Source organism: Ensifer aridi, assembly GCF_002078505.1.
Taxonomy (GTDB): Bacteria; Pseudomonadota; Alphaproteobacteria; order Rhizobiales; family Rhizobiaceae; genus Sinorhizobium; species Sinorhizobium aridi.
Map to the genome: position 1 here is coordinate 468,647 of NZ_LUAV01000004.1, position 19,826 is coordinate 488,472.

At 62.7% G+C, this 19,826-nt stretch carries 16 protein-coding genes; 9 read left to right on the plus strand and 7 right to left on the minus strand.

Features of this window, described 5'->3' with window-relative positions:
• Positions 1-8: 8 nt before the first annotated feature.
• Genes AYK65_RS05920 through AYK65_RS05930 form a run of 3 tightly spaced genes read right to left on the minus strand, consistent with a single transcriptional unit; the run spans position 9 to position 2,080 of the window.
• On the minus strand, positions 9-755 hold the full coding sequence (locus AYK65_RS05920; protein ID WP_244559950.1) for a ribonuclease T2 family protein: 747 nt from the start codon (positions 753-755) through the stop codon (positions 9-11).
• Entirely contained in the window at positions 716-1,159 is a 444-nt protein-coding gene (locus AYK65_RS05925) for a hypothetical protein (protein ID WP_026612604.1), read from the minus strand. Before AYK65_RS05925 ends, AYK65_RS05920 begins: the two co-directional genes overlap by 40 nt.
• 60 nt (positions 1,160-1,219) lie before the next feature.
• Positions 1,220-2,080 (minus strand): 23S rRNA (adenine(2030)-N(6))-methyltransferase RlmJ, encoded by an 861-nt coding sequence (locus tag AYK65_RS05930; RefSeq protein ID WP_026612603.1) that lies wholly within the window; start codon positions 2,078-2,080, stop codon positions 1,220-1,222.
• A gap of 68 nt (positions 2,081-2,148) precedes the next feature.
• Between AYK65_RS05930 and AYK65_RS05935 the strand changes: the two genes are divergently transcribed.
• The 4 genes from AYK65_RS05935 (at position 2,149) to AYK65_RS05950 (ending at position 8,988) form a co-directional block, all read left to right on the plus strand.
• On the plus strand, positions 2,149-4,281 hold the full coding sequence (locus AYK65_RS05935) for a molybdopterin-containing oxidoreductase family protein (protein WP_046118345.1): 2,133 nt from the start codon (positions 2,149-2,151) through the stop codon (positions 4,279-4,281).
• A gap of 29 nt (positions 4,282-4,310) precedes the next feature.
• Positions 4,311-4,907, plus strand: coding sequence for an NUDIX domain-containing protein (locus AYK65_RS05940; protein WP_026612601.1), 597 nt, complete (start codon positions 4,311-4,313; stop codon positions 4,905-4,907).
• A 95-nt stretch (positions 4,908-5,002) separates the two neighbouring features.
• Positions 5,003-7,612, plus strand: a complete 2,610-nt coding sequence (gene mprF, locus AYK65_RS05945) for a bifunctional lysylphosphatidylglycerol flippase/synthetase MprF (RefSeq protein ID WP_046118343.1) — start codon at positions 5,003-5,005, stop codon at positions 7,610-7,612.
• Positions 7,609-8,988 (plus strand): virulence factor, encoded by a 1,380-nt coding sequence (locus tag AYK65_RS05950; protein WP_046118342.1) that lies wholly within the window; start codon positions 7,609-7,611, stop codon positions 8,986-8,988. Before mprF ends, AYK65_RS05950 begins: the two co-directional genes overlap by 4 nt.
• Positions 8,989-9,048: 60 nt before the next feature.
• On the opposite strand, the gene purN is transcribed toward AYK65_RS05950, so the two are convergent.
• Together purN and purM are read right to left on the minus strand one after the other, a co-directional pair.
• Positions 9,049-9,717, minus strand: coding sequence for a phosphoribosylglycinamide formyltransferase (gene purN, locus AYK65_RS05955; RefSeq protein ID WP_026612598.1), 669 nt, complete (start codon positions 9,715-9,717; stop codon positions 9,049-9,051).
• Positions 9,714-10,784, minus strand: coding sequence for a phosphoribosylformylglycinamidine cyclo-ligase (purM, locus tag AYK65_RS05960; RefSeq protein ID WP_081158039.1), 1,071 nt, complete (start codon positions 10,782-10,784; stop codon positions 9,714-9,716). The genes purN and purM overlap by 4 nt, the downstream gene beginning before the upstream one ends.
• Before the next feature lie 240 nt (positions 10,785-11,024).
• On the opposite strand from purM, the gene AYK65_RS05965 reads away from it, so the two are divergent.
• The 4 genes from AYK65_RS05965 to ppx all read left to right on the plus strand — a co-directional run bounded on the left by AYK65_RS05965 (position 11,025) and on the right by ppx (position 16,669).
• Positions 11,025-12,146 (plus strand): AI-2E family transporter, encoded by a 1,122-nt coding sequence (locus tag AYK65_RS05965; RefSeq protein ID WP_026612596.1) that lies wholly within the window; start codon positions 11,025-11,027, stop codon positions 12,144-12,146.
• Positions 12,147-12,168: 22 nt separating this feature from the next.
• On the plus strand, positions 12,169-12,858 hold the full coding sequence (gene hdaA / locus AYK65_RS05970) for a DnaA regulatory inactivator HdaA (protein WP_026612595.1): 690 nt from the start codon (positions 12,169-12,171) through the stop codon (positions 12,856-12,858).
• A gap of 65 nt (positions 12,859-12,923) precedes the next feature.
• On the plus strand, positions 12,924-15,134 hold the full coding sequence (locus AYK65_RS05975) for an RNA degradosome polyphosphate kinase (protein WP_026612594.1): 2,211 nt from the start codon (positions 12,924-12,926) through the stop codon (positions 15,132-15,134).
• An 11-nt stretch (positions 15,135-15,145) separates the two neighbouring features.
• A complete protein-coding gene (ppx, locus tag AYK65_RS05980) occupies positions 15,146-16,669 on the plus strand; it encodes an exopolyphosphatase (RefSeq protein WP_081158040.1) in 1,524 nt (507 codons plus the stop codon).
• A gap of 57 nt (positions 16,670-16,726) precedes the next feature.
• On the opposite strand, the gene AYK65_RS05985 is transcribed toward ppx, so the two are convergent.
• Entirely contained in the window at positions 16,727-18,085 is a 1,359-nt protein-coding gene (locus AYK65_RS05985) for an esterase-like activity of phytase family protein (protein WP_026612592.1), read from the minus strand.
• 199 nt (positions 18,086-18,284) lie between these two features.
• Between AYK65_RS05985 and AYK65_RS05990 the strand changes: the two genes are divergently transcribed.
• Positions 18,285-18,692 (plus strand): DUF2000 family protein, encoded by a 408-nt coding sequence (locus AYK65_RS05990; RefSeq protein WP_046118341.1) that lies wholly within the window; start codon positions 18,285-18,287, stop codon positions 18,690-18,692.
• Here AYK65_RS05990 and AYK65_RS05995 read toward each other — a convergent pair.
• A complete protein-coding gene (locus AYK65_RS05995) occupies positions 18,664-19,731 on the minus strand; it encodes an adenylate/guanylate cyclase domain-containing protein (RefSeq protein ID WP_081158041.1) in 1,068 nt (355 codons plus the stop codon). The two genes, AYK65_RS05990 and AYK65_RS05995, sit on opposite strands and share 29 nt — an antisense overlap.
• Positions 19,732-19,826 lie beyond the last annotated feature (95 nt).

Here is a 19,826-nt window from a genome sequence, read left to right on the forward strand (position 1 = left end):
TTCCGTTGTCATGGTGCGGCAGGCAGCAAGACCGTGTCTCGCCTGCAGGCTTGGCGATCCACTTCAGGGCAGGCCCGGAAGTTCAGTTCCTTATCGAAGCAGATTCTGATTTCTTCAAGCAGCATGCCTTCGCAGGTAACAGCGATCGTCTCCCGTGTCATTCCGGGATTTTTCGCAGCGAAGGCGGCCTCGATCGCCGATACGGCGAGGTCGCGGCGTCCGCCGGACGCCAATTCGGGAGGGATGGAAACCCTCTCTCGGGCTGCGCGCGTAACTGCGAAATAGTCGCGCTGACTGAGCCCGGAGCAGCTGCCGTGCTTGCGCCACTGATGGCCGATCAGGCCCATCGACGGAATGAGATCGAAATATTGCCGCCCGAGCGATTCGGGCACGCGGTCCGGTTGGCGGGTAGCGCAATATCCCGGATAGCCGTTTTCATTTTGAGGCCAGAGCCCGTGCACGATCAGCCCGTGATCATTGCCGGCTTCGCATTGATCGGATTTCCCCTTCGGGTCATTCGCGCCGCACCAGGTCGGCGACCAGGAGAGGGAAAGGACATAGAAATCGAAACCCGTCCCGACGGGGACGGTTGTTTTGGCCACCGCTGCCGGGCTATCGCCGCTGGAATTCGACGCTGCGTTCCTGCCGTCTTCATTGCTGCAGCCGACGATCGTGAGAAGGACGACGATTGCCGGCGGCAGCTTGTCCGCCACGATCAACGAAGCGAAGCGCAATTCGCGCCGTACACATACCACGGGTCAAGGCCACCGATGCAGAACTCGATACTCCTGCCGACACCGGCGAAGCCCCAGGGTCGCTCGATCAGATACCAGAGCGGGCGCCGCACGCCGTCCGTAGTCACTGCCGTTCCGTAGCAATATTCGCGTTCCACGAGATGCGTGTAGTCGCGTGGCTCGTATCGACTGAGACCCATGTCGCGGATCTCGGCGATCGCGATGTTCGCGTGAAGATAGTTGGCCGCCTTGTAGTCAAAGCGCCGGGTAATGAAGCCGAGCACGGAGGGCTCGCCGCAAACGCCAATATCGTAGGTTGGTTTGACGACGGCAGGCTCGGCAAAGTCAGCGGCCGCGGCGCTGCTGACCGCACCGGCGGCGAGGGAAAGCGAGGTCAGAAGCATTGCGGCAAGCTTGCAAGTCATGGCCATCTCCCTGAATCGTATGGAGAGATTGAGGCTAGCAGGCCTGATCCGTCAAGGCCCTCAGTTGAGAGGTGTCTCACCGCGCAGCCAGAAGGAGCGTGCCGACGCGAAACGATCCTGGGCCAGCCGTCCCTTCAGGAATGGTAGGAGGATATCGAGTTCGCGCTTCAGCGTATAGGGTGGGTTGACGACGATCAGGCCCGATCCTGCGAGCCCCGTGACGTCCCGGTCGCTGCGCACCGAAAGTTCGGCGCAGAGCATTTTCGGGATTTCCAATGCCTTCAGCGCCTCATGAAAATTCTTGATCGGTGCGCCCTTCTTCAGCGGATACCAGAGGCAGTAGATGCCGCCGGCGAAGCGGCGATGAGCCTTCGCTAACCCCTCGACCAGCCGCTCATATTCCCCTTCGACCTCGAAGGGCGGGTCGACGAGAACGAGGCCGCGCTTTTCCTTGGGCGGCAGATGAGCGCCGAGCGCCAGCCAGCCGTCGAGCCGGGTGATTCGGCTCTGGAAATCGCCTTCGAACAGCCGGTGCAGTGTTTCGTAATCCTCGGCATGCAGCTCCATGGCCGATAGCCGGTCCTGCGGACGAAACAGCATGCGGACAAGCTTCGGAGAACCCGGATAGAGCGTAAGTCCTCCGGCCGGATTAAGATCGCGAACGGCCGAGAGATAGGGCGCAAGGATTTCGGCGACAGGTGCGGGAAGCTCGGCCTCGATCAGCCGGCCGATGCCCTCGCGCCACTCGCCGGTCTTCTGCGCTTCCTCGCTCGAAAGATCATAGAGCCCGATCCCAGCATGGGTGTCGAGCACACGGAAGGCCTTATCCTTCTGCTTGAGATAAGTGACGAGCCGTGCCAGCACCGCGTGCTTCAACACGTCGGCAAAGTTGCCCGCGTGGTAGATATGACGATAGTTCATAAGAGCCGCCGATGGCTGCGATCAATTGTTTCGATGGATGGCGAATGGGGCTTTGAGCCTATTTAGGGATGCCATATAGAAAAGCCATGAACGTTGCGAGCCCAATCAAAGCAGAAAAATCGATCGGCCATTCGGTCTGTCCGCATGACTGTCCGTCGGCCTGTGCGCTGGAAGTCGACCTGACAGCGGAGGGCCGGATCGGCCGCGTGCGCGGCGCCGCCGCAAACAGCTACACGGCCGGCGTCATCTGCGCCAAGGTGGCGCGCTATGCCGAGCGCATCTATCATCCCGGAAGGCTGATGGTGCCGCAGCGTCGCGTCGGCGCGAAGGGCGAGGGGAACTGGCAGGAGATTTCCTGGGAGGTGGCGCTCGACGAGATCGCCGACCAGTTCCTCAAGGCCGAGCAGAAGCACGGCTCGGAGGCGGTCTGGCCCTATTTCTATGCGGGCACGATGGGACAGGTGCAGCGCGATTCGATCGAGCGGCTACGTCACGCCAAACGCTATTCCGGCTTCTTCGGCTCGATCTGCACCAACATGGCCTGGACCGGCTTTACCATGGCGACCGGAGCCTTGCGCGGTCCGGATCCGCGCGAAATGGCCAAGGCCGATTGCGTGGTGATTTGGGGTACCAATGCGGTGGCCACCCAGGTCAACGTGATGACGCATGCGGTGAAGGCGCGCAAGGAGCGCGGCGCCAAGATCGTCGTCATCGACATCTACGACAACCCGACCGTCAAGCAGGCCGATATGAGCCTGGTCCTGAAGCCCGGAACCGATGCGGCGCTCGCCTGCGCCGTCATGCACATCGCCTTCCGCGACGGCTATGCCGACCGGGACTACATGGCGAAATTCGCCGACGATCCAGCCGGTCTCGAGGCGCATCTGAAGACCCGCGGTCCGGAGTGGGCTTCCGCCATCACCGGCCTCGCGGTCGAGGAGATCGAAGCCTTCGCCAAGCTCGTTGGCACCACGCCCAGGACCTACTTTCGTCTCGGTTACGGTTTCACCCGGCAGCGCAACGGCTCCGTGGCGATCCACGCCGCCGCTTGCGTTCCGACCGTGCTCGGCTCCTGGAATCATGAGGGCGGCGGCGCCTTCCATTCCAACAACGACATCTTCAAGCTGGACAAGCGTGAGCTCGTCGGCACCGCTTTGCACGATCCCGGCGTGCGCATGCTCGACCAGTCGCAGATCGGCCGCGTCTTGACCGGCGACGCCGAAGCGCTGCGCCATCGCGGCCCGGTGACGGCACTGCTCATCCAGAACACCAATCCGGTCAATGTCGCGCCGGAGCAGCGGCTGGTGAAGCAGGGCTTTCTGCGCGACGATCTCTTTGTCGCCGTGCACGAACAGTTCATGACCGATACCGCGCAGCTTGCGGATATCGTCCTGCCGGCCACCATGTTCCTGGAGCATGACGATCTCTATCGCGGCGGCGGCCATCAGCACATCCTCATCGGCCCGAAGATCGTCGAGCCGCCGCCGACGGTGCGCACCAACCTCTTCGTCATAGAGGAACTGGCAAAACGTCTCGGCATAGCCGACCGTCCAGGCTTCGGCCTGACGGAACGGCAGCATATCGACCGGCTGCTCGCCAATTACGGAATCGGCTATGAGGAGATGAAAGAGCGGAAATGGCTCGATTGCCAACCGGCTTTCGAGGAGGCGCACTTTGTCAATGGCTTCGGCCATCCGGACGGCAAGTTCCGCTTCAAGGCGGATTGGACCGGCACGCCGGCGCCCAACCGGCCGCCGCAGTCGATGGGGCTGCAGGGGCCGCACGGCCGTCTTCCCCAGTTCCCCGATCATGTCGAACTGATCGAGGTGACGGATGAGCGCCATCCGTTCCGTCTGGCGACCTCGCCCGCCCGCTCCTTCCTCAATTCGACCTTCTCCGAAACCCCGTCCTCGATCGAGAAGGAGGGCCGGCCCGAGGTCATGGTCCATGCGGAGGATGCCGCCGAACTCGGCATTGTCGACGGCGATATCGTAAGGCTCGGCAACGAGCGCGGTGAGATCCGCCTGCATGCGAAAATCGGCGGCGGCGCCCGCCGGGGCGTCGTCATCGCCGAAGGGCTTTGGCCGAACGGCGCCCATCTCGACGGCGAAGGGATAAACGTCTTGACCGGAGCCGACGCCGTCGCGCCCTATGGCGGCGCGGCGTTCCACGACAACCGGGTTTGGATAAGCCGGGCGTGACTACGCCCATCCTCGAACAAGGATTACCAATGACGAAATCCGTCGACTCGCGCTGTCGGATCATCGATCGCCGAACGCTCTGGAATGGCTTCATTAATCTTGAGCAGATCACCCTTGAACAACAGATGTCCGACGGCAGCACTGTGCGGCTCGTGCGCGAGGTGCACGACCACGGCCGCGCGGCGACGATCCTGCTCTTCGATCCGGAGCGGCAGGTGGTCGTTCTCGTCCGCCAGCTCCGCATCCCGGTCTTCATGCAGGGGGAGCCTGCGTATCTCATCGAAACGCCGGCCGGCCTTCTCGATGGCGAGGAGCCGGAAGTCGCGATCTGCCGTGAAGCCATGGAGGAGACCGGCTACCGCATCGAAAGCGCCATGCATCTCTTCGACGCCTATATGAGCCCCGGCGCGATAACAGAGCGCACAAGCTTCTTCCTCGGCCGCATCGACATCTCCAAGAAGGTGGCCGCCGGCGGCGGACTTGCCCATGAGGGTGAGGACATCGAAGTGCTGGAAATTCCCTTCGAGGAGGCCGTCGCCATGATCGGTACCGGCGAGATTTGCGACGCCAAGACCATCATGCTCCTGCAATGGGCGATGTTGAACCGTACCGCGCTTGCAGCTTAACCCTTTGAAACGACGTACATTACCGATAATTCACTTTTTGTCAGGGCCGCACTACGCTAAACCGCTCGTGTCTTCTTCAACGGCACGGTCGAACCATGGCGTCCTCTCCCTCTCATGAGATTGAAGCACAAGATCAACTGGTCGAGAGGGGATGGCGGCCGTTCCTGAGGCGCAACCAACGCTATCTTTCCGCCATCGGCACGCTGGTCGTGATCGCGCTCTTCGGAGCCGCGATCTTTCATCTGACGGCAGAGGTGCAATATGAGGACGTCGTCTCGGCACTGGCCGGTACGAGCTGGCGTTCGGTGGCTGCGGCCATCCTGTTCACCGGCCTGAGTTTCCTGGCGCTCACTTTCTACGACGTCGGCGCTCTCGACTATATCCGGCGCAAGCTCCCCTATGCCGACGTCGCGCTGACGGCCGCCTGCGCCTATGCGGTCGGCAACACCGCCGGCTTCGGCCCGTTGAGCGGCGGCGCGATCCGATATCGATCCTATTCACGGCTCGGCCTCGAACCTGACGACATTGGCCGCGTCATCGCCTTCGTGACGCTCGCCTTCGGGCTGGGCCTCGCGGCCGTCACGTGTCTGAGCCTGCTTGCCGTCGGTGAGTACGTCGCGCCGCTCACCGGCCTCGATGCGTTCTGGCTGCGCATAATAGCCGCCGTCGTGCTCGCCGGCTTGCTCGCGGTCCTGACAGCCGGGCGCAGCGGCCATGCGTTCAGCATCGGGCGCTTCACCCTGCGCCTGCCGGATTCCAGGACATCGTCGCGCCAGTTCCTGGTGACGGCGCTCGATCTTGCCTCATCCGCGACTGTTCTTTATGTCCTCCTGCCGAGCGGAACGATCGGCTGGCCGGCTTTTCTTGCAATCTATTCGATTGCCGTCGGGCTCGGCGTGCTCAGCCACGTGCCTGCGGGGCTTGGTGTCTTCGAGACTGTGATCGTCGCGACCCTTGGGCATGCGGCCGATGTCGACGCGATCCTCGGCGCCCTCGTCCTCTACCGTCTGATCTATCACGTCCTGCCGCTCCTGGTCGCGCTCGTTGTGATCGTCGGGATCGAGCTGCGCCAGCTCGCCGGCCATCCGGCCGCGTCCAGCCTGCGCCGTGCCGGCGGCCGCATGACGCCGCTTCTGCTTGCCACGCTCGCACTGGTGCTTTCTCTCATGCTGGTGCTGTCGAGCGTGACGCCAACGCCGGACGAGAACCTGGCCTTCCTCGCGAACTATGTCTCTCTTCCGATCGTGGAAGGAGCGCATTTCCTCGCGAGCCTGCTCGGGCTGGCGCTCTTCATCGTGGCGCGAGGGCTGGCGCTGCGGCTTGATGGCGCCTGGTGGGCGGCGATCTTGATCGCGCTCGTGGCGCTCCTGCTTTCATTGGTGAAGGCGGTGGCGCTCGGAGAGGCCGGCATGCTCGCCTTCTTCCTTGTCGGACTGCTCGCGAGCCGCCGTCTCTTCGTTCGTCCGGCCTCGCTCTTCGGCCAAGCGTTGACGCTGCCCTGGCTTACTGCCCTCGGCGTCATCTGCCTCGGTGCCTTCGTCGTCCTGCTCTTCGTTTATCGCAACGTCGAATACAGCCACGAACTCTGGTGGCAGTTCGAATTCTCGGCGGAGGCTCCGCGTGGTCTTCGCGCGCTGCTAGGGGTGACGATCGGCGCGAGCGCGGTGGCGATCTGGAGTCTCATGCGTCCGGCCGCGACTGCGATCGCGCCTGCCTCCAACGAGGATATGGAGCGGGCGATCGCCATCCTTGAGGCCCAGGACGTGTCCGACGCCAATCTCGTGCGCATGGGTGACAAGAGCATCATGTTCTCTGCCGACGGCCGCGCCTTCATCATGTACGGCCGCTGGGGGCGCTCCTGGGTCGCGCTTTTCGATCCTGTCGGTCCGGTGGAAGCCTGGCCGGACCTCATCTGGCAGTTCATCGAGACGGCACGATCCAATGGCTGCCGGGCCGTCTTCTATCAGGTTTCGCCGCGCGGGCTTGCCTATTACGCCGATGCGGGCTTGAGGGCTTTCCGCCTCGGTGAGCTTGCAGAGGTTGATCTCACGCGCTTCGAGATGAAGGGCGGCAAATGGGCGACCCTGCGCCACCAGGTGAGCCGCGGCCAGCGCGATGGTCTGGAGTTCTCGGTGGTGGAGCCCGCGGACGTGCCGGCCATCCTCCCGGAACTCGCTGCCATTTCCGATGCCTGGCTTGCGCATCACAATGCTCGGGAGAAGGGCTTTTCGCTCGGCGCCTTCGATCCGCAATATCTCGTGACGCAGCCGGTCGCGATCCTTAAGTGCCAGGGGCGCATCGTCGCCTTCGCCAACATCCTCCTCACGGGCACGAGGGAGGAGGGGTCGGTCGACCTCATGCGCTTTTCGCCGGAAGCGCCGAAGGGGTCGATGGACTTCCTGTTCGCGCAGCTCATGGAATACCTGAAGGCGCAAGGCTACCGGCGTTTCAATCTTGGCATGGCGCCGCTTTCCGGCATGTCCTCCCGCAGCACGGCGCCGGTCTGGGACCGCGCCGGCCGGACTTTCTACGAGCACGGCGAGCGTTTCTACAACTTCAAAGGTCTGCGCGCCTTCAAGTCGAAGTTCCACCCGCACTGGCAGCCGCGCTATCTGGCGGCGAGCGGCGGTCTCAATCCCATCCTCGCGCTCATGGACGCGACGTTCCTGATCGGCGGCGGCATCAAGGGAGTGATCAAGAAATGACCCGCATGGCGAGAATCTGGAAAGGCGCTGCCCTGGCGGCGCTGATTGCCGCGGCGGCGAGCCTCCCCTCAGCGGCCGAAGAGGCGAGATTCGACACCGGCATGATCCCATCGCCGCATATATTGTTCCCGAAGCAAGACGCATCCGGGCTCGTCGTGCTGCTTTCCGGCGCGGACGGCTGGACCGAAAAGGAAAATGCCGTAGCGCGCTCGCTTTCCGGCGAGAATGCACTCGTCGTCGGCATCGACCTCAAGGCCTATCTGGCAGCGCTCGCCAAGGACGACGGAGATTGCATCTACACCGTCTCGGATATCGAATCCTTGAGCCAGCAGGTTCAACGTGCCGCCGGCAGCGGTGCCTATCGGCCGCCGGTCGTCGCCGGGGTCGGCGCCGGCGGCGCCATGGCGCTGGCGATCGCCGCCCAATCTCCCGCCGCGACGATCGGTAAGACCTTCGCGGTCGACCCTGAAGAGGGCATTCCCTTGAGCAAGCAACTCTGCACTCCGGCCGAGAAGGTGGCGAAGGGTGACCGCATGGTCTATGGCTTGACCGACGGACCCTTGCCGGATCCGGTCAGCGTCACGTTCACACCCTCGGCGTCCGCCGAGAGGCGCCAACATGTTGCCGCGCTCGTTGCGAAGCACCCGGACATCGAAACCGCGAACACAGAGGACGACGCCTATGCCGCCCTGTCCGGCGCACTCTCGGAATATCTGAAGGAGGGCGACGAAGCAGACAACCCGTTCGGTCTGCCGCTCACCGTCCTCGACGCGAAACCGTCACGCGACACCATGGCGGTGATCTATTCCGGCGATGGTGGGTGGCGCGATATCGACAGGGAGGTCGGCAATGCCCTGCAGCAGCAAGGTGTGCCGGTGGTCGGGGTGGATTCGCTCCGCTATTTCTGGTCGCAGCGCCAGCCGCAGGCGACCGCCGACGATCTCACCCGGATCATCAGCTACTATCGAAAGCGCTGGAATGTCCGCAACGTGCTGCTGATCGGATATTCCTTCGGCGCCGATATCCTGCCGCGCACCTACAATCTGCTTCCACCCGCGACCCGCGCCGGCGTGCGCCAGGTGACGCTCATGGCGCTGTCGCATCAGGCCGACTACAAGATATCCGTCCTCGGCTGGCTCGGCGCCGAAGGCGAGGGGAGTGCGGGCGACCCGGTGGACGATGTGAAGGCGATCGACCCGTCTCTCGTGCAGTGCATCTACGGCACGGAAGAAGAGGACGACGCCTGTCCGGACCTGAAGCCATCCGGCGTCGATGTGGTTGCGATCGACGGCGGCCACCATTTCGACGGCGACTATCCGGCCTTGACCCGCCGGGTCCTCGACGCGCTCGATCGGCGGCTCGCAACGGCGAAGTGATCCGCCTAGGTCAGAAGCAAGGGCTGTAGTTATGAGGGGGCGGCTACGTCTGTACCGTAGCTATCGGGCGGCGGGCGATATCAGCGTGCTCGATGCTTCGCCGACGGCCTCGCTTATCGCGCGTCCCGCTTCCATCCGCACCTTGCCCTCCGCAACAAGCTGCAGCGCCAGCGGATAGGTCCTATGCTCGACCGTGAGGACGCGCGCGGCAAGCGTTTCCGGCGTATCGCCCGGAATAATCGGAACGGCGGCCTGCGCGACGATCGGGCCGTCGTCCATGCCTTCGGTCACGAAATGCACCGTGCAACCCGCAATCTTCATGCCGGCGTCGATCGCGCGCTGGTGCGTGTGAAGCCCGGGGAAGAGCGGCAGCAGCGACGGGTGGATGTTGAGGATCCGTCCTTCGTAGCGCTGAATGAAGACCGCGGAAAGAAGCCGCATATAGCCGGCAAGGCAAAGGAAATCCGGCCGGAGCCGGTCAAGCTCGGCAAGGATCGCCGCTTCATGCGCTTCCTTGCTGGGGAAGTCCTTGCGCACGAAGGAGAAGGTAGAAATGCCGAGTGCTGCAGCCTTTTCGAGGCCGCCCGCATCCGCCTTGTCGGCGATGACGGCAATGATCTCGGCCGGAAAATCCGGCGCCGCGGCAGCCTTCGCTAGCGAGAGCATGTTGGAACCGCCGCCGGAGATGAAGACGACAATCCTTTTCTTTCTATCCTCGGTCACGCTCATATGGCGAGGTTGCCCTTGTAGATCGTGCCGGCCGCGCCCTCGGCGCGGGCAACCATGCGGCCGAGCGTGAAGACCGTTTCGCCTTCGCCGGCAAGCACCTGAGCGACCCTGTTCGCTTCCGCCGCGGGAACGACGGCGATCATGCCCACACCGCAATTGAAGGTGCGCAGCATCTCGTTGGCGGCAACGCCGCCGGTCTTGGCCAGCCAGGAGAAAACGGCCGGCGGCTTGATGGCGTCGAGGTCGATCTCGGCGGCGAGGTGCTTCGGCAGCACCCGCGGAATATTCTCGGGGAAGCCGCCGCCGGTGATGTGCGCCAGTGCCTTGATCGCGCCGGTCTCGCGGATCGCCTTCAGGAGCGGCTTTACATAGATGCGGGTCGGCGTCATCAGGAGATCCGCCAGCGTCCCTTCGCCAAAGGGGGCAGGCGCATCCCAGGCAAGGCCCGACAGCGAAACGATCTTGCGCACCAGCGAATAGCCGTTCGAATGCACTCCGGAGGAAGCGAGGCCGAGGATGACGTCGCCTTCGGCAATGTCGCCCGCCGGCAGAAGCTGTCCGCGCTCGGCCGCGCCGACGGCGAAGCCGGCGAGGTCGTAATCGCCGCCGGAATACATGCCCGGCATCTCGGCCGTTTCGCCGCCGATGAGTGCGCAGCCCGCCTCGCGGCAGCCGGCGGCGATGCCTGCGACGATCGCCGCGCCCTGGTCGGGATCGAGCTTGCCGGTCGCGAAATAGTCGAGGAAGAACAAGGGTTCGGCGCCCTGCACGACGAGATCGTTGACGCACATGGCGACGAGGTCGACGCCGACGGTATCGTGCTTGTTGGCATCGATCGCGATCTTGAGCTTGGTGCCGACACCGTCATTCGCGGCAACCAGGACCGGATCGGAGAAACCCGCTGCCTTGAGATCGAAAAGGCCGCCGAAACCGCCGATCTCGCCGTCAGCGCCGGGACGCCGGGTCGAGCGTACGTGCGGCTTGATCTTCTCCACCATCAGGTTGCCGGCATCGATATCCACGCCTGCATCGCTATAGGTGAGGCCGTTCTTTCCCGACTGGCTCATGCTCGTTCTCCAAGGGCTCGTCGCGTATTGCGGATGCGATTGGCACGAGAGCCCGAGGAGTGCAAGCGGAGAGGCCGGCATTGCGGTCTTTTTTCACGTTTTTGCCCTTGTCCCTCTGGCGCCGAGCACCAAGACAGCGGATTGAGGGCTGTCGGGCTTGACCTCCGCGCACGCCGCACCCTATCTCGTCCGACGAAGGGACACGCGGCACGGTGTGTCGGACGCGCGACGGGGAACGTCATGGGCAATCGGGTCAGCGGTTTGGGACTTCAGCGCCAGCTTTTCTTCTGGCTTCTGGTGCTCGCCGGCTTCATCGTCTTCCTGACGATCTTCAGTTCCATCCTGCTGCCATTTCTCGCCGGCATGGCGCTCGCCTATTTCCTCGACCCGGTGGCCGACCGGCTGCAACGGCTGGGCCTCAGCCGCCTGATGGCGACGATCGTCATTCTGGTCGCCTTCGTCGTCATTTTCGCATTGTCACTGATGATCATCATACCGCTGATCTTCACGCAGGCCGCCGATTTCATCCAGAAGATGCCCGGCTATGTCGCCCGGCTCCAAGCCTTTATCACTGACACCACCCAGTCGACCATCGTGCCCGATTGGCTCGAGGGTCAGATGGCCGCGATCAAAGAGAATTCGGCCAAGCTTCTGGAGCAGGGCGCACTCTTCCTCGGCACCTTGTTCCAGCAGCTTTGGAACTCCGGCATGGCGCTGCTCGACATTCTGTCGCTCTTCATCATTACGCCGGTCGTCGCCTTCTATCTGTTGCTCGACTGGGATCACATGGTCGAGAAAGTAGATAGTTGGATTCCGCGCGACCACGTGGAGGTCGTGCGTCAGATCGCCCGCGACATGAACGTGACGATCGCCGGCTTCGTTCGCGGCCAGGGATCGCTCTGCGTTATCCTCGGCGTCTACTACGCCGTCGGCCTGTCCCTGGTCGGTCTGAATTTCGGGCTGCTGATCGGCTTTTTTGCCGGCATGATCAGCTTCATCCCCTATGTCGGTTCGCTGGTCGGCCTTGTCCTTGCCGTGGGCGTCGCGCTCGTCCAGTTCTGGCCGGACTACATATGGATCGCGCTCGTCCTCGTCGTTTTCTTCACCGGTCAGTTTCTCGAGGGCAACATTCTCCAGCCGAAGCTGGTCGGCAAGAGCGTCGGCCTCCATCCCGTCTGGCTGATGTTCGCACTGCTCGCTTTCGGCGCGCTCTTCGGCTTCGTCGGCCTTCTCGTCGCGGTGCCGGCGGCGGCGGCGATCGGCGTCCTTGTTCGCTTCGGCATACAGCGGTACCTTGATAGCGATCTCTATCACGGGCATAGGACGGCGGCGAACCAGCAGGAAGGCAACGACCCCCGCTGAATGCCATCGTCCAGAGCAAAGCATGACAAGACCCCCTCACGAACAATTGCCGCTCGTCTTCGGCCATGATCCGGCTACGGGTCGGGAGGATTTGCTCGTTTCCGACCGGCTGAGCGCGGCCATCGCCATCGTCGATCACTGGCCGGATTGGCCGTCCCCCGTCGTCATCATCGCCGGACCGGTAGGTTCCGGCAAATCGCATCTCGCGAGCATCTGGCGCGAGAAAGCGGGAGCCGAGGCGATCCATCCCGTCGCCGGATCGAATGCCGCCGACATCGCCGCGTTAAGGCCGGTTCTCTTCGAGGATGCCGATCGTGAGGGCTTCGATGACACGACGCTCTTCCATGTCATCAACAGCGTGCGCCAGAACGGCACGGCATTGCTGATGACGTCGCGGCTGTGGCCGATGTCCTGGCCGGTGACCCTTCCCGACCTGCGTTCCCGGCTGAAGGCCGCCACCGTCGTCGAGATCGGCGAGCCCGACGACGAGTTGCTGACGCAGGTACTGATCAAGCTCTTCGCCGACCGCCAGCTTCTCGTCGACGAACGCCTCGTCGGCTATATCGTCGCGCGTATGGAGCGCTCCTTGGAGGCGGCCCAGACGATCGTCGAGCGGCTCGATCATATGGCGCTCGCCCGCGGCACGCGGCTGACGCGCGCGCTCGCCGCAGAAGTCTTGGAGGAGCTGGCAAATGCCGGCCGGCCGGATTGACTGTCACAGTTCCGTCGTCAAAGTGGGATAGCGCGTTCATTCGGAGTAATGGGGTTTTGAAGGGCATGGACAAGGCGACGTCTGCAATCACCGAACACGAGGCGCCCGTTGAGCAAAAACGTGAAGCGCCCGTGGAGCAGTTGGATCTCCTGACGGCCCCCGAGCGTTTCATCAACCGCGAATTCTCCTGGCTTCAGTTCAATCGCCGCGTCCTCGAAGAGACGTTGAACACCGCTCATCCGCTCCTGGAGCGCGTCCGCTTCCTCTCGATCTCGGCCGCCAACCTCGATGAATTCTTCATGGTTCGCGTCGCGGGTCTCGAGGGGCAGGTGCGTTCGGGACTTTCGCTGCGCAGCCCCGATGGCAAGACGCCGGCCGAAACGCTCGATGAAATCCTGCAGGAGGTCGACAATCTCCAGATGGAGCAGCAGGCGTCGCTTGCCGTCCTTCAGCAATATCTTGCCAAGGAAGACATTCTCATCGTCCGCCCGGCATCTCTGTCGGCGCAGGACAGGAGCTGGCTCGCCAACGAATTCGACCAGTCGATCTTCCCGGTCCTGACGCCGCTGTCGATCGACCCGGCGCATCCGTTCCCGTTCATCCCCAACCTCGGTTTCTCGATCGGGCTGCAACTCGTCAGCAAGACCGGCCGCGAGCCGATGACGGCGCTCCTGCGCCTGCCGGTGGCGCTCGACCGCTTCATTCGCCTGCCGGACGTCAAGAACGTCATTCGCTACATCACGCTCGAAGACGTTGTCGGCCAATTCATAGACCGGCTCTTCCCCGGCTATGAGGTGCAGGGCTCGGGCACGTTCCGTATCATTCGCGACAGCGATATCGAAGTCGAGGAAGAGGCGGAAGACCTCGTCCGTCTGTTCGAGACGGCGCTCAAGCGCCGCCGTCGAGGGTCGGTGATCCGGATCGAAACGGATTCCGAGATGCCCGCCTCGCTGCGCCAGTTCGTGGTGCACGAGCTCGGCGTTCCGGAAAATCGTGTCGCCGTTTTGCCCGGCTTGCTCGCGCTCAACACGCTCTCGGAAATCACCAAAGCGCCGCGGGATGACCTGCGTTTCGAGCCTTACAATCCGCGCTTCCCCGAGCGCGTACGCGAGCATGGCGGCGATTGCCTTGCCGCCATCCGTGAGAAGGACATGGTGGTCCACCATCCCTATGAATCCTTCGATGTCGTCGTACAGTTTCTGTTGCAGGCGGCGCGCGACCCGGACGTGCTGGCAATCAAGCAGACGCTCTATCGAACCTCGAACGACAGCCCGATCGTGCGCGCTCTGATCGATGCCGCCGAGGCCGGCAAGTCGGTGACGGCGCTCGTAGAATTGAAGGCTCGATTCGACGAGGAAGCCAACATCCGTTGGGCGCGCGACCTCGAGCGCGCCGGCGTCCAGGTCGTCTTCGGCTTCATAGAATTGAAGACCCACGCCAAGATGTCGATGGTCGTCCGCCGCGAGGAGGGCAAGCTCAGAACCTATTGCCACCTCGGAACCGGCAACTATCACCCGGTCACGGCGAAAATCTACACCGACCTGTCGTTCTTCACCTGCAACCCGGTGATCGCCCACGATATGGCGAATATCTTCAACTTCATCACCGGCTACGGCGAGCCGGAGGCCGGCATGAAGCTGGCGGTCTCGCCCCATACGCTGCGCCCGCGCATCCTGAAGCACGTCGATGAAGAGATCGCGCATGCGGAGGCGGGCCGGCCGGCGGCGATCTGGATGAAGATGAATTCGCTCGTCGATCCGGACATCATCGATGCGCTCTACAGGGCCAGTCGCGCGGGCGTCGAGATCGATCTCGTCGTGCGCGGTATCTGCTGCCTGCGTCCGCAGGTGCCCGGTCTCTCCGACAATATCCGGGTCAAATCCATCGTCGGCCGCTTCCTCGAGCATTCGCGCATATTCTGCTTCGGCAACGGGCACGGTCTTCCTTCGGAAAATGCTCTTGTCTATATAGGCTCGGCGGATATGATGCCGCGCAATCTGGACAGGCGGGTCGAGACGCTCGTGCCGCTCATCAACCGCACTGTGCACGAACAGGTTCTTTCGCAGATCATGCTGGGCAATCTCATCGACAACCAGCAGAGCTACGAGATTCTTCCGGACGGCACCTCGCGTCGGATGGAGGTGGGCAAGGACGCCGAGCCGTTCAACGCGCAGCATTATTTCATGACCAACCCGAGCCTTTCGGGTCGGGGTGAAGCTCTGAAGTCCAGCGCACCGAAGCTGATTGCCGGCTGGAAAAGCGGTTGGCGCAAGTAAACTGGAATTGCATGGCCGAATCTGAAGCGCAGGGGCGTTTGCCCGGTATCCGCCCGGTTTCCGTTGTGGATATCGGGTCTAACTCCATTCGCCTCGTTGTCTATGAGGGGCTGAGCCGTTCGCCGGCGATGCTTTTCAACGAGAAAGTGATGTGCGGTCTCGGCAAGGGCATCGACGCGACGGGCCGCATGGAGGACGAGAGCGTCCAACGGGCGCTGAAGGCGCTGCAGCGCTTTCGGGCGCTCTCCGACCAGGCGCGCTCGTCAAAGATGTATGTGCTGGCAACGGCCGCCGCACGCGAAGCGACAAACGGCGCAGCCTTCATTGAAAAGGCGGAAGCCATCCTCGGACAAAAGGTACGGATCCTGAGCGGCGAGGAGGAAGCCTATTACTCCGCGATGGGTATCGTCAGCGGCTATCACGATCCGGATGGTGTCGTTGGCGACCTCGGCGGCGGTTCGCTGGAGCTCGTAGAGGTCGAAGGAAGGCGCATCGGCAACGGTATAACGCTGCCGCTCGGGGGTATCCGACTCTTCGAACACAGCAACGGCTCCCTGAGCAGGGCACGAACCTGGACACGGAAGTTCATGAGGAGCGCCGAGGTCCTGACGAAGGGAACCGGACGGACCTTCTATGCCGTTGGCGGAACGTGGCGATCCATCGCCAAGCTCCACATGGAGATGCTCAATTATCCGCTGCATATGATGCAGGGCTACGAGATCTCCTTTGACGAAGCGATGGCGATCCTGACCGAAGTGATCGAACCGAAGAACCTCAAGCCGTCCGCCTACGCGACGATTTCCAAGAGCCGCCGAAGCCTCTTGCCTTTCGGTGCGGTGACGATGCAAGAGGCGATCTCTATCATGAAGCCGGGGCGCATCTCTTTCTCCGCGCTCGGCGTTCGCGAAGGCTACCTGTATTCGCTGCTTTCCGATGAGGAGCGTCTGCAGGACCCGTTGCTGGCGGCCGCCGACGAGATCGCCATACTGCGCGCCCGCTCCCCGGAACACGCCCGCGAGCTTGCGGAATGGACCGGCCGTATGGTGCCTTATTTCGGCATCGAGGAAACCGAGGAGGAGAGCCGCTACCGTCAGGCTGCCTGTCTCTTGGCCGACATCAGCTGGCGCGCGCATCCGGACTATCGCGGCCTGCAGGCCCTCAACATCATCGCCCACTCGGCCTTCACCGGCATCACCCATGCCGGTCGGGCCTATATCGCACTAGCGAATTACTACCGTCTTGAGGGCCTCAACGACGATGGCGCCACAAGTCCGCTGGCCGGCATCACGACGCCGCGCCTGCTCGAATTGGCGAAGCTTCTGGGTGGCCTGCTGCGCGTCGCTTATCTCTTCTCGGCATCCATGCCGGGCGTGGCGCGTCATCTGACATTGCGGCCATCGCAACAGCCGGATATCGATCTCGAATTCGTGGTTCCGGCAGCCTATGCCGATTTCGCGGGCGAACGCCTGGACGGTCGTCTCCAGCAGCTCGCCAAGCTGACCGGGAAGAGACTCGCCTTCCGCTTCGAGCGCTGAGGGATCTGCCCAAGCGGGAAGAGGCCGCGCGGGTATTCCGCGCGGCCTCTTCCATCGTTATTCGGCCTTCAGGAATTCGCCGACCTCGAGCAGCACGAATTCGTTGTCGTCCGCCTTGTCGAGAGAGCGTCCGGCGGAGAAGGGCAGGTTGTTGTCGTTGCCGACGACGATGTGCGTTTCGTCCACGCGGTCGACATTCTCGATCGTGACGAAGGGCATATCATAGTAGCCCTCGCCGCCACCCTGGCGCTTCCGGTTGTCCGGATCGGCAATCTTCAAGAGATCGATGTAGCCGATCTTGCGCACCGCCTTGCCGACGTTTTCCTCGCTCATCTCGATCTTGTAGATGCGCTTCAGCTTGGATCCGACCGCAAAGCAATCCGGCTTCGGATCCTTGGGATCCGCACAGGCCTTGTCGAGGGTGCCGGCACCATTGTCGCGCTCGATCACCAGCGCGGTTTTTTCGTCGAGCATGTTGAAGTCGCCGATCGCCTCGCCGCCTTCCGCGAGCGGATAGAGCCAGCTACGTCCGGTCCATGCCTTGCTGGCGACGTCGAGTTCAATGATGCGCAGGGCCGGGCGGCCATCGGCCTGCTCCACTGTCTCGTTGTCCGTCCAGATCGGTCCTTCGAGCAGGCCGTAGAGCTTCGTGCCGTCCTTGGACAGCGCCAGCCCTTCATAACCGCCGGATCGTTTCAAATTGAAGACCGGCATCTTCTTGGAGGGGTCCGCCTGCAGCGTCAGTGTCGGATTGTCAGGCGAGAGCACCGGCGTGCCGTCGACCGTCGTCGGAACGACGTCGGTGAGCTTGCCGGTGGTGTCGAACTTCAGGAGATAGGGGCCGAACTCCTCACCAAACCAGAAGCCGTCGGCGACAGGCTGGATCGACTCGACGTCGAAGTCGCCGCCGGTGAGATAGCGTGTGGCCGAACCTTCCATGACGATCGGGAAGGGCGCCTTGCGCTCCGGGTCGGACAGGAAGACGGTTTTAAGCAATTCGACCTTGCCGGCGTCCCAGTCGATCTTGAGGTGATGCAGCATCAGCATGGCATCGGTCGAGTTGAGCTTGTTGCCGAAGCCGTTATCCGACAGGCTCCAGAAGGTTCCGTCCCCCATCGCCTTGATGCCGGAGAAGCCCTGCATCGGCTGACCGTTGAAGGGGAGCGACAGGCGCGTCGGCCGAACGCCGTCCTTGCCCGGCACGCTGCCGAGCTTGGTCGCGCGCTTGCGGTCGGCTGTGGAGAACTTGCCCGAGGTCTTCAGATAGTCCGCGGCATCGGCCGGAGCAGCGATGATCGTGTTGGCCGCAAGGATCGCGTGCGCCTTCAGCGTTGCCGGGAAGGCCTTCTCCTCGGCAAGTGCCGCGCTCGACATCAAAAGCGTCAGCGCCACGGTGGCAAAAAAGGATCTCGTCATGTAGTTCACCCAAGTTTGGAGGAAAGAACGATCCCCGATAGGCGGCTTTGATGACGGTTGCTTGATGCTTGTTTTACAGCCCGGTGAAGCTTTGATGACAGCGGGAGCCTACCCGATCCGGCTTATGCACGAACGTTCAAGATCGTAGCGGCCGGCTTGGCTAACCTCGCTTTCGGATACCAAAAGCGGGCTTCCCATCATGTTTGACACGAAATTTGCAATTGTCCTGCGCGATGATCTCGCAGTGTGGCAGAAACTGAACGTCGCCGCCTTCCTGGCGACGGGCATTGCCGGACAGAAACCGGAGATCATTGGCGAGCCATATCGCGACGCCGCGGGCAATGTCTACAACGCGCTCAGCATTCAGCCGATCGTCGTGCTTTCGACGGACGGTTCGACACTCAGTAACATCCAGCGGCGCGCCCTCGAAAGAAAGGTCCAGACGTCGATTTACGTCGATCAGATGTTCTCGACCGGCCATGACCACGCGAACCGCGAGGTCTTCGAGCAATTCGGGCCGGATGACGCCGCCGTTGCCGGCATCGCGATCCATGCGGAAAGGAAAATCGTCGACAAGATCACGAAGGGAGCGAAGCTACACGGCTAACGGAATTTGGCGTTTGTTTCAGCAGGCCGCCGGCGCATAGCGACAATACCCCGAGCTTCTGGCCTCGACCTTTGAGCTCGTGTTCGCCGAGATCTTCGCTTGTCACGAAGGCGGGCAGGCGCGTACGCCGTGCCAAGTCGGCCGAGATCAGGACCTGCCGATCGAGCGTTCGGCAGAGACCTTCGAGGCGCGACGTCGTATTCACCGTGTCACCGAAATAGGTGATCTTGTGCCTGTCGACCCCGATCTCGGCAGCAACGATGGTTCCGCCGTGGAGCGCAGCCCGCAGGCGCGGGATTTCCCCGTAATCCTTGCTCCAGCGGTGGCCGTCCGTTTCGACCTGGTCGAGGATGTCGAAAACGCAGCGAATACAGGCTGCATCCGCAACCGCGCGGTCGAAAGACCAACTGATGACGGCCGCGTCGCCGATATAGTCGTCGATCGACCCGCCGTAGCGCATGACCGGATCGGCCAGCATCGCGAACAGCCTTCCGAGATACTCCTGCATCTTGAGGTCGCCAAAGCGCTCGGCGAGAGACGTGGAGCCGGCGAGATCGATAAAGAGGAACACGCGCTCCTCCTGCACCGGCTTGCGGTAGCGCCCGGTCAGAAGGCTGAGGAAGACGTCGCGGCCGAGCAGTTCGCGCACCCTGAGGACGAAGACGATCGGACCGGAGGTCGCAAGCGCGTATAGAAGCACGTTGAGTGACGGCAGCATCGCATCGGCCCTGCTTTCGCGCAGGAGACCGGTAAGGTGCAACAGGAGCCCGGCGGCCGCGTAGCCGATATTGCCGAAGGTGAGGTAGACGGCCAGGGACGCGAGAAGAAAGGCCGGCGTCGGCAGGCCGTGTATCCTCCGGTAGAGACGTCGGAAGATAATGTGCCGTTCAAAGGCGAGAATCGGCATGCACATGAAGAGCGCATAGGTCGCGCCGATCAGACCGCCATCGCCGTAGACCACCCACGCATAGGCGACGCCGCTGCCGGCGACCGCCAGCAGCAACAGAATGACGTCGAGCGTGGAAAATCTCCAGCGCATGTGTGGAAGCCTCGAAACCGGAAAGCATGCAGGACGATCGCGGATCGGACGGCGGTCCGCGATATGTTCAGATAGCTGATTCTGAGCCTTCGACG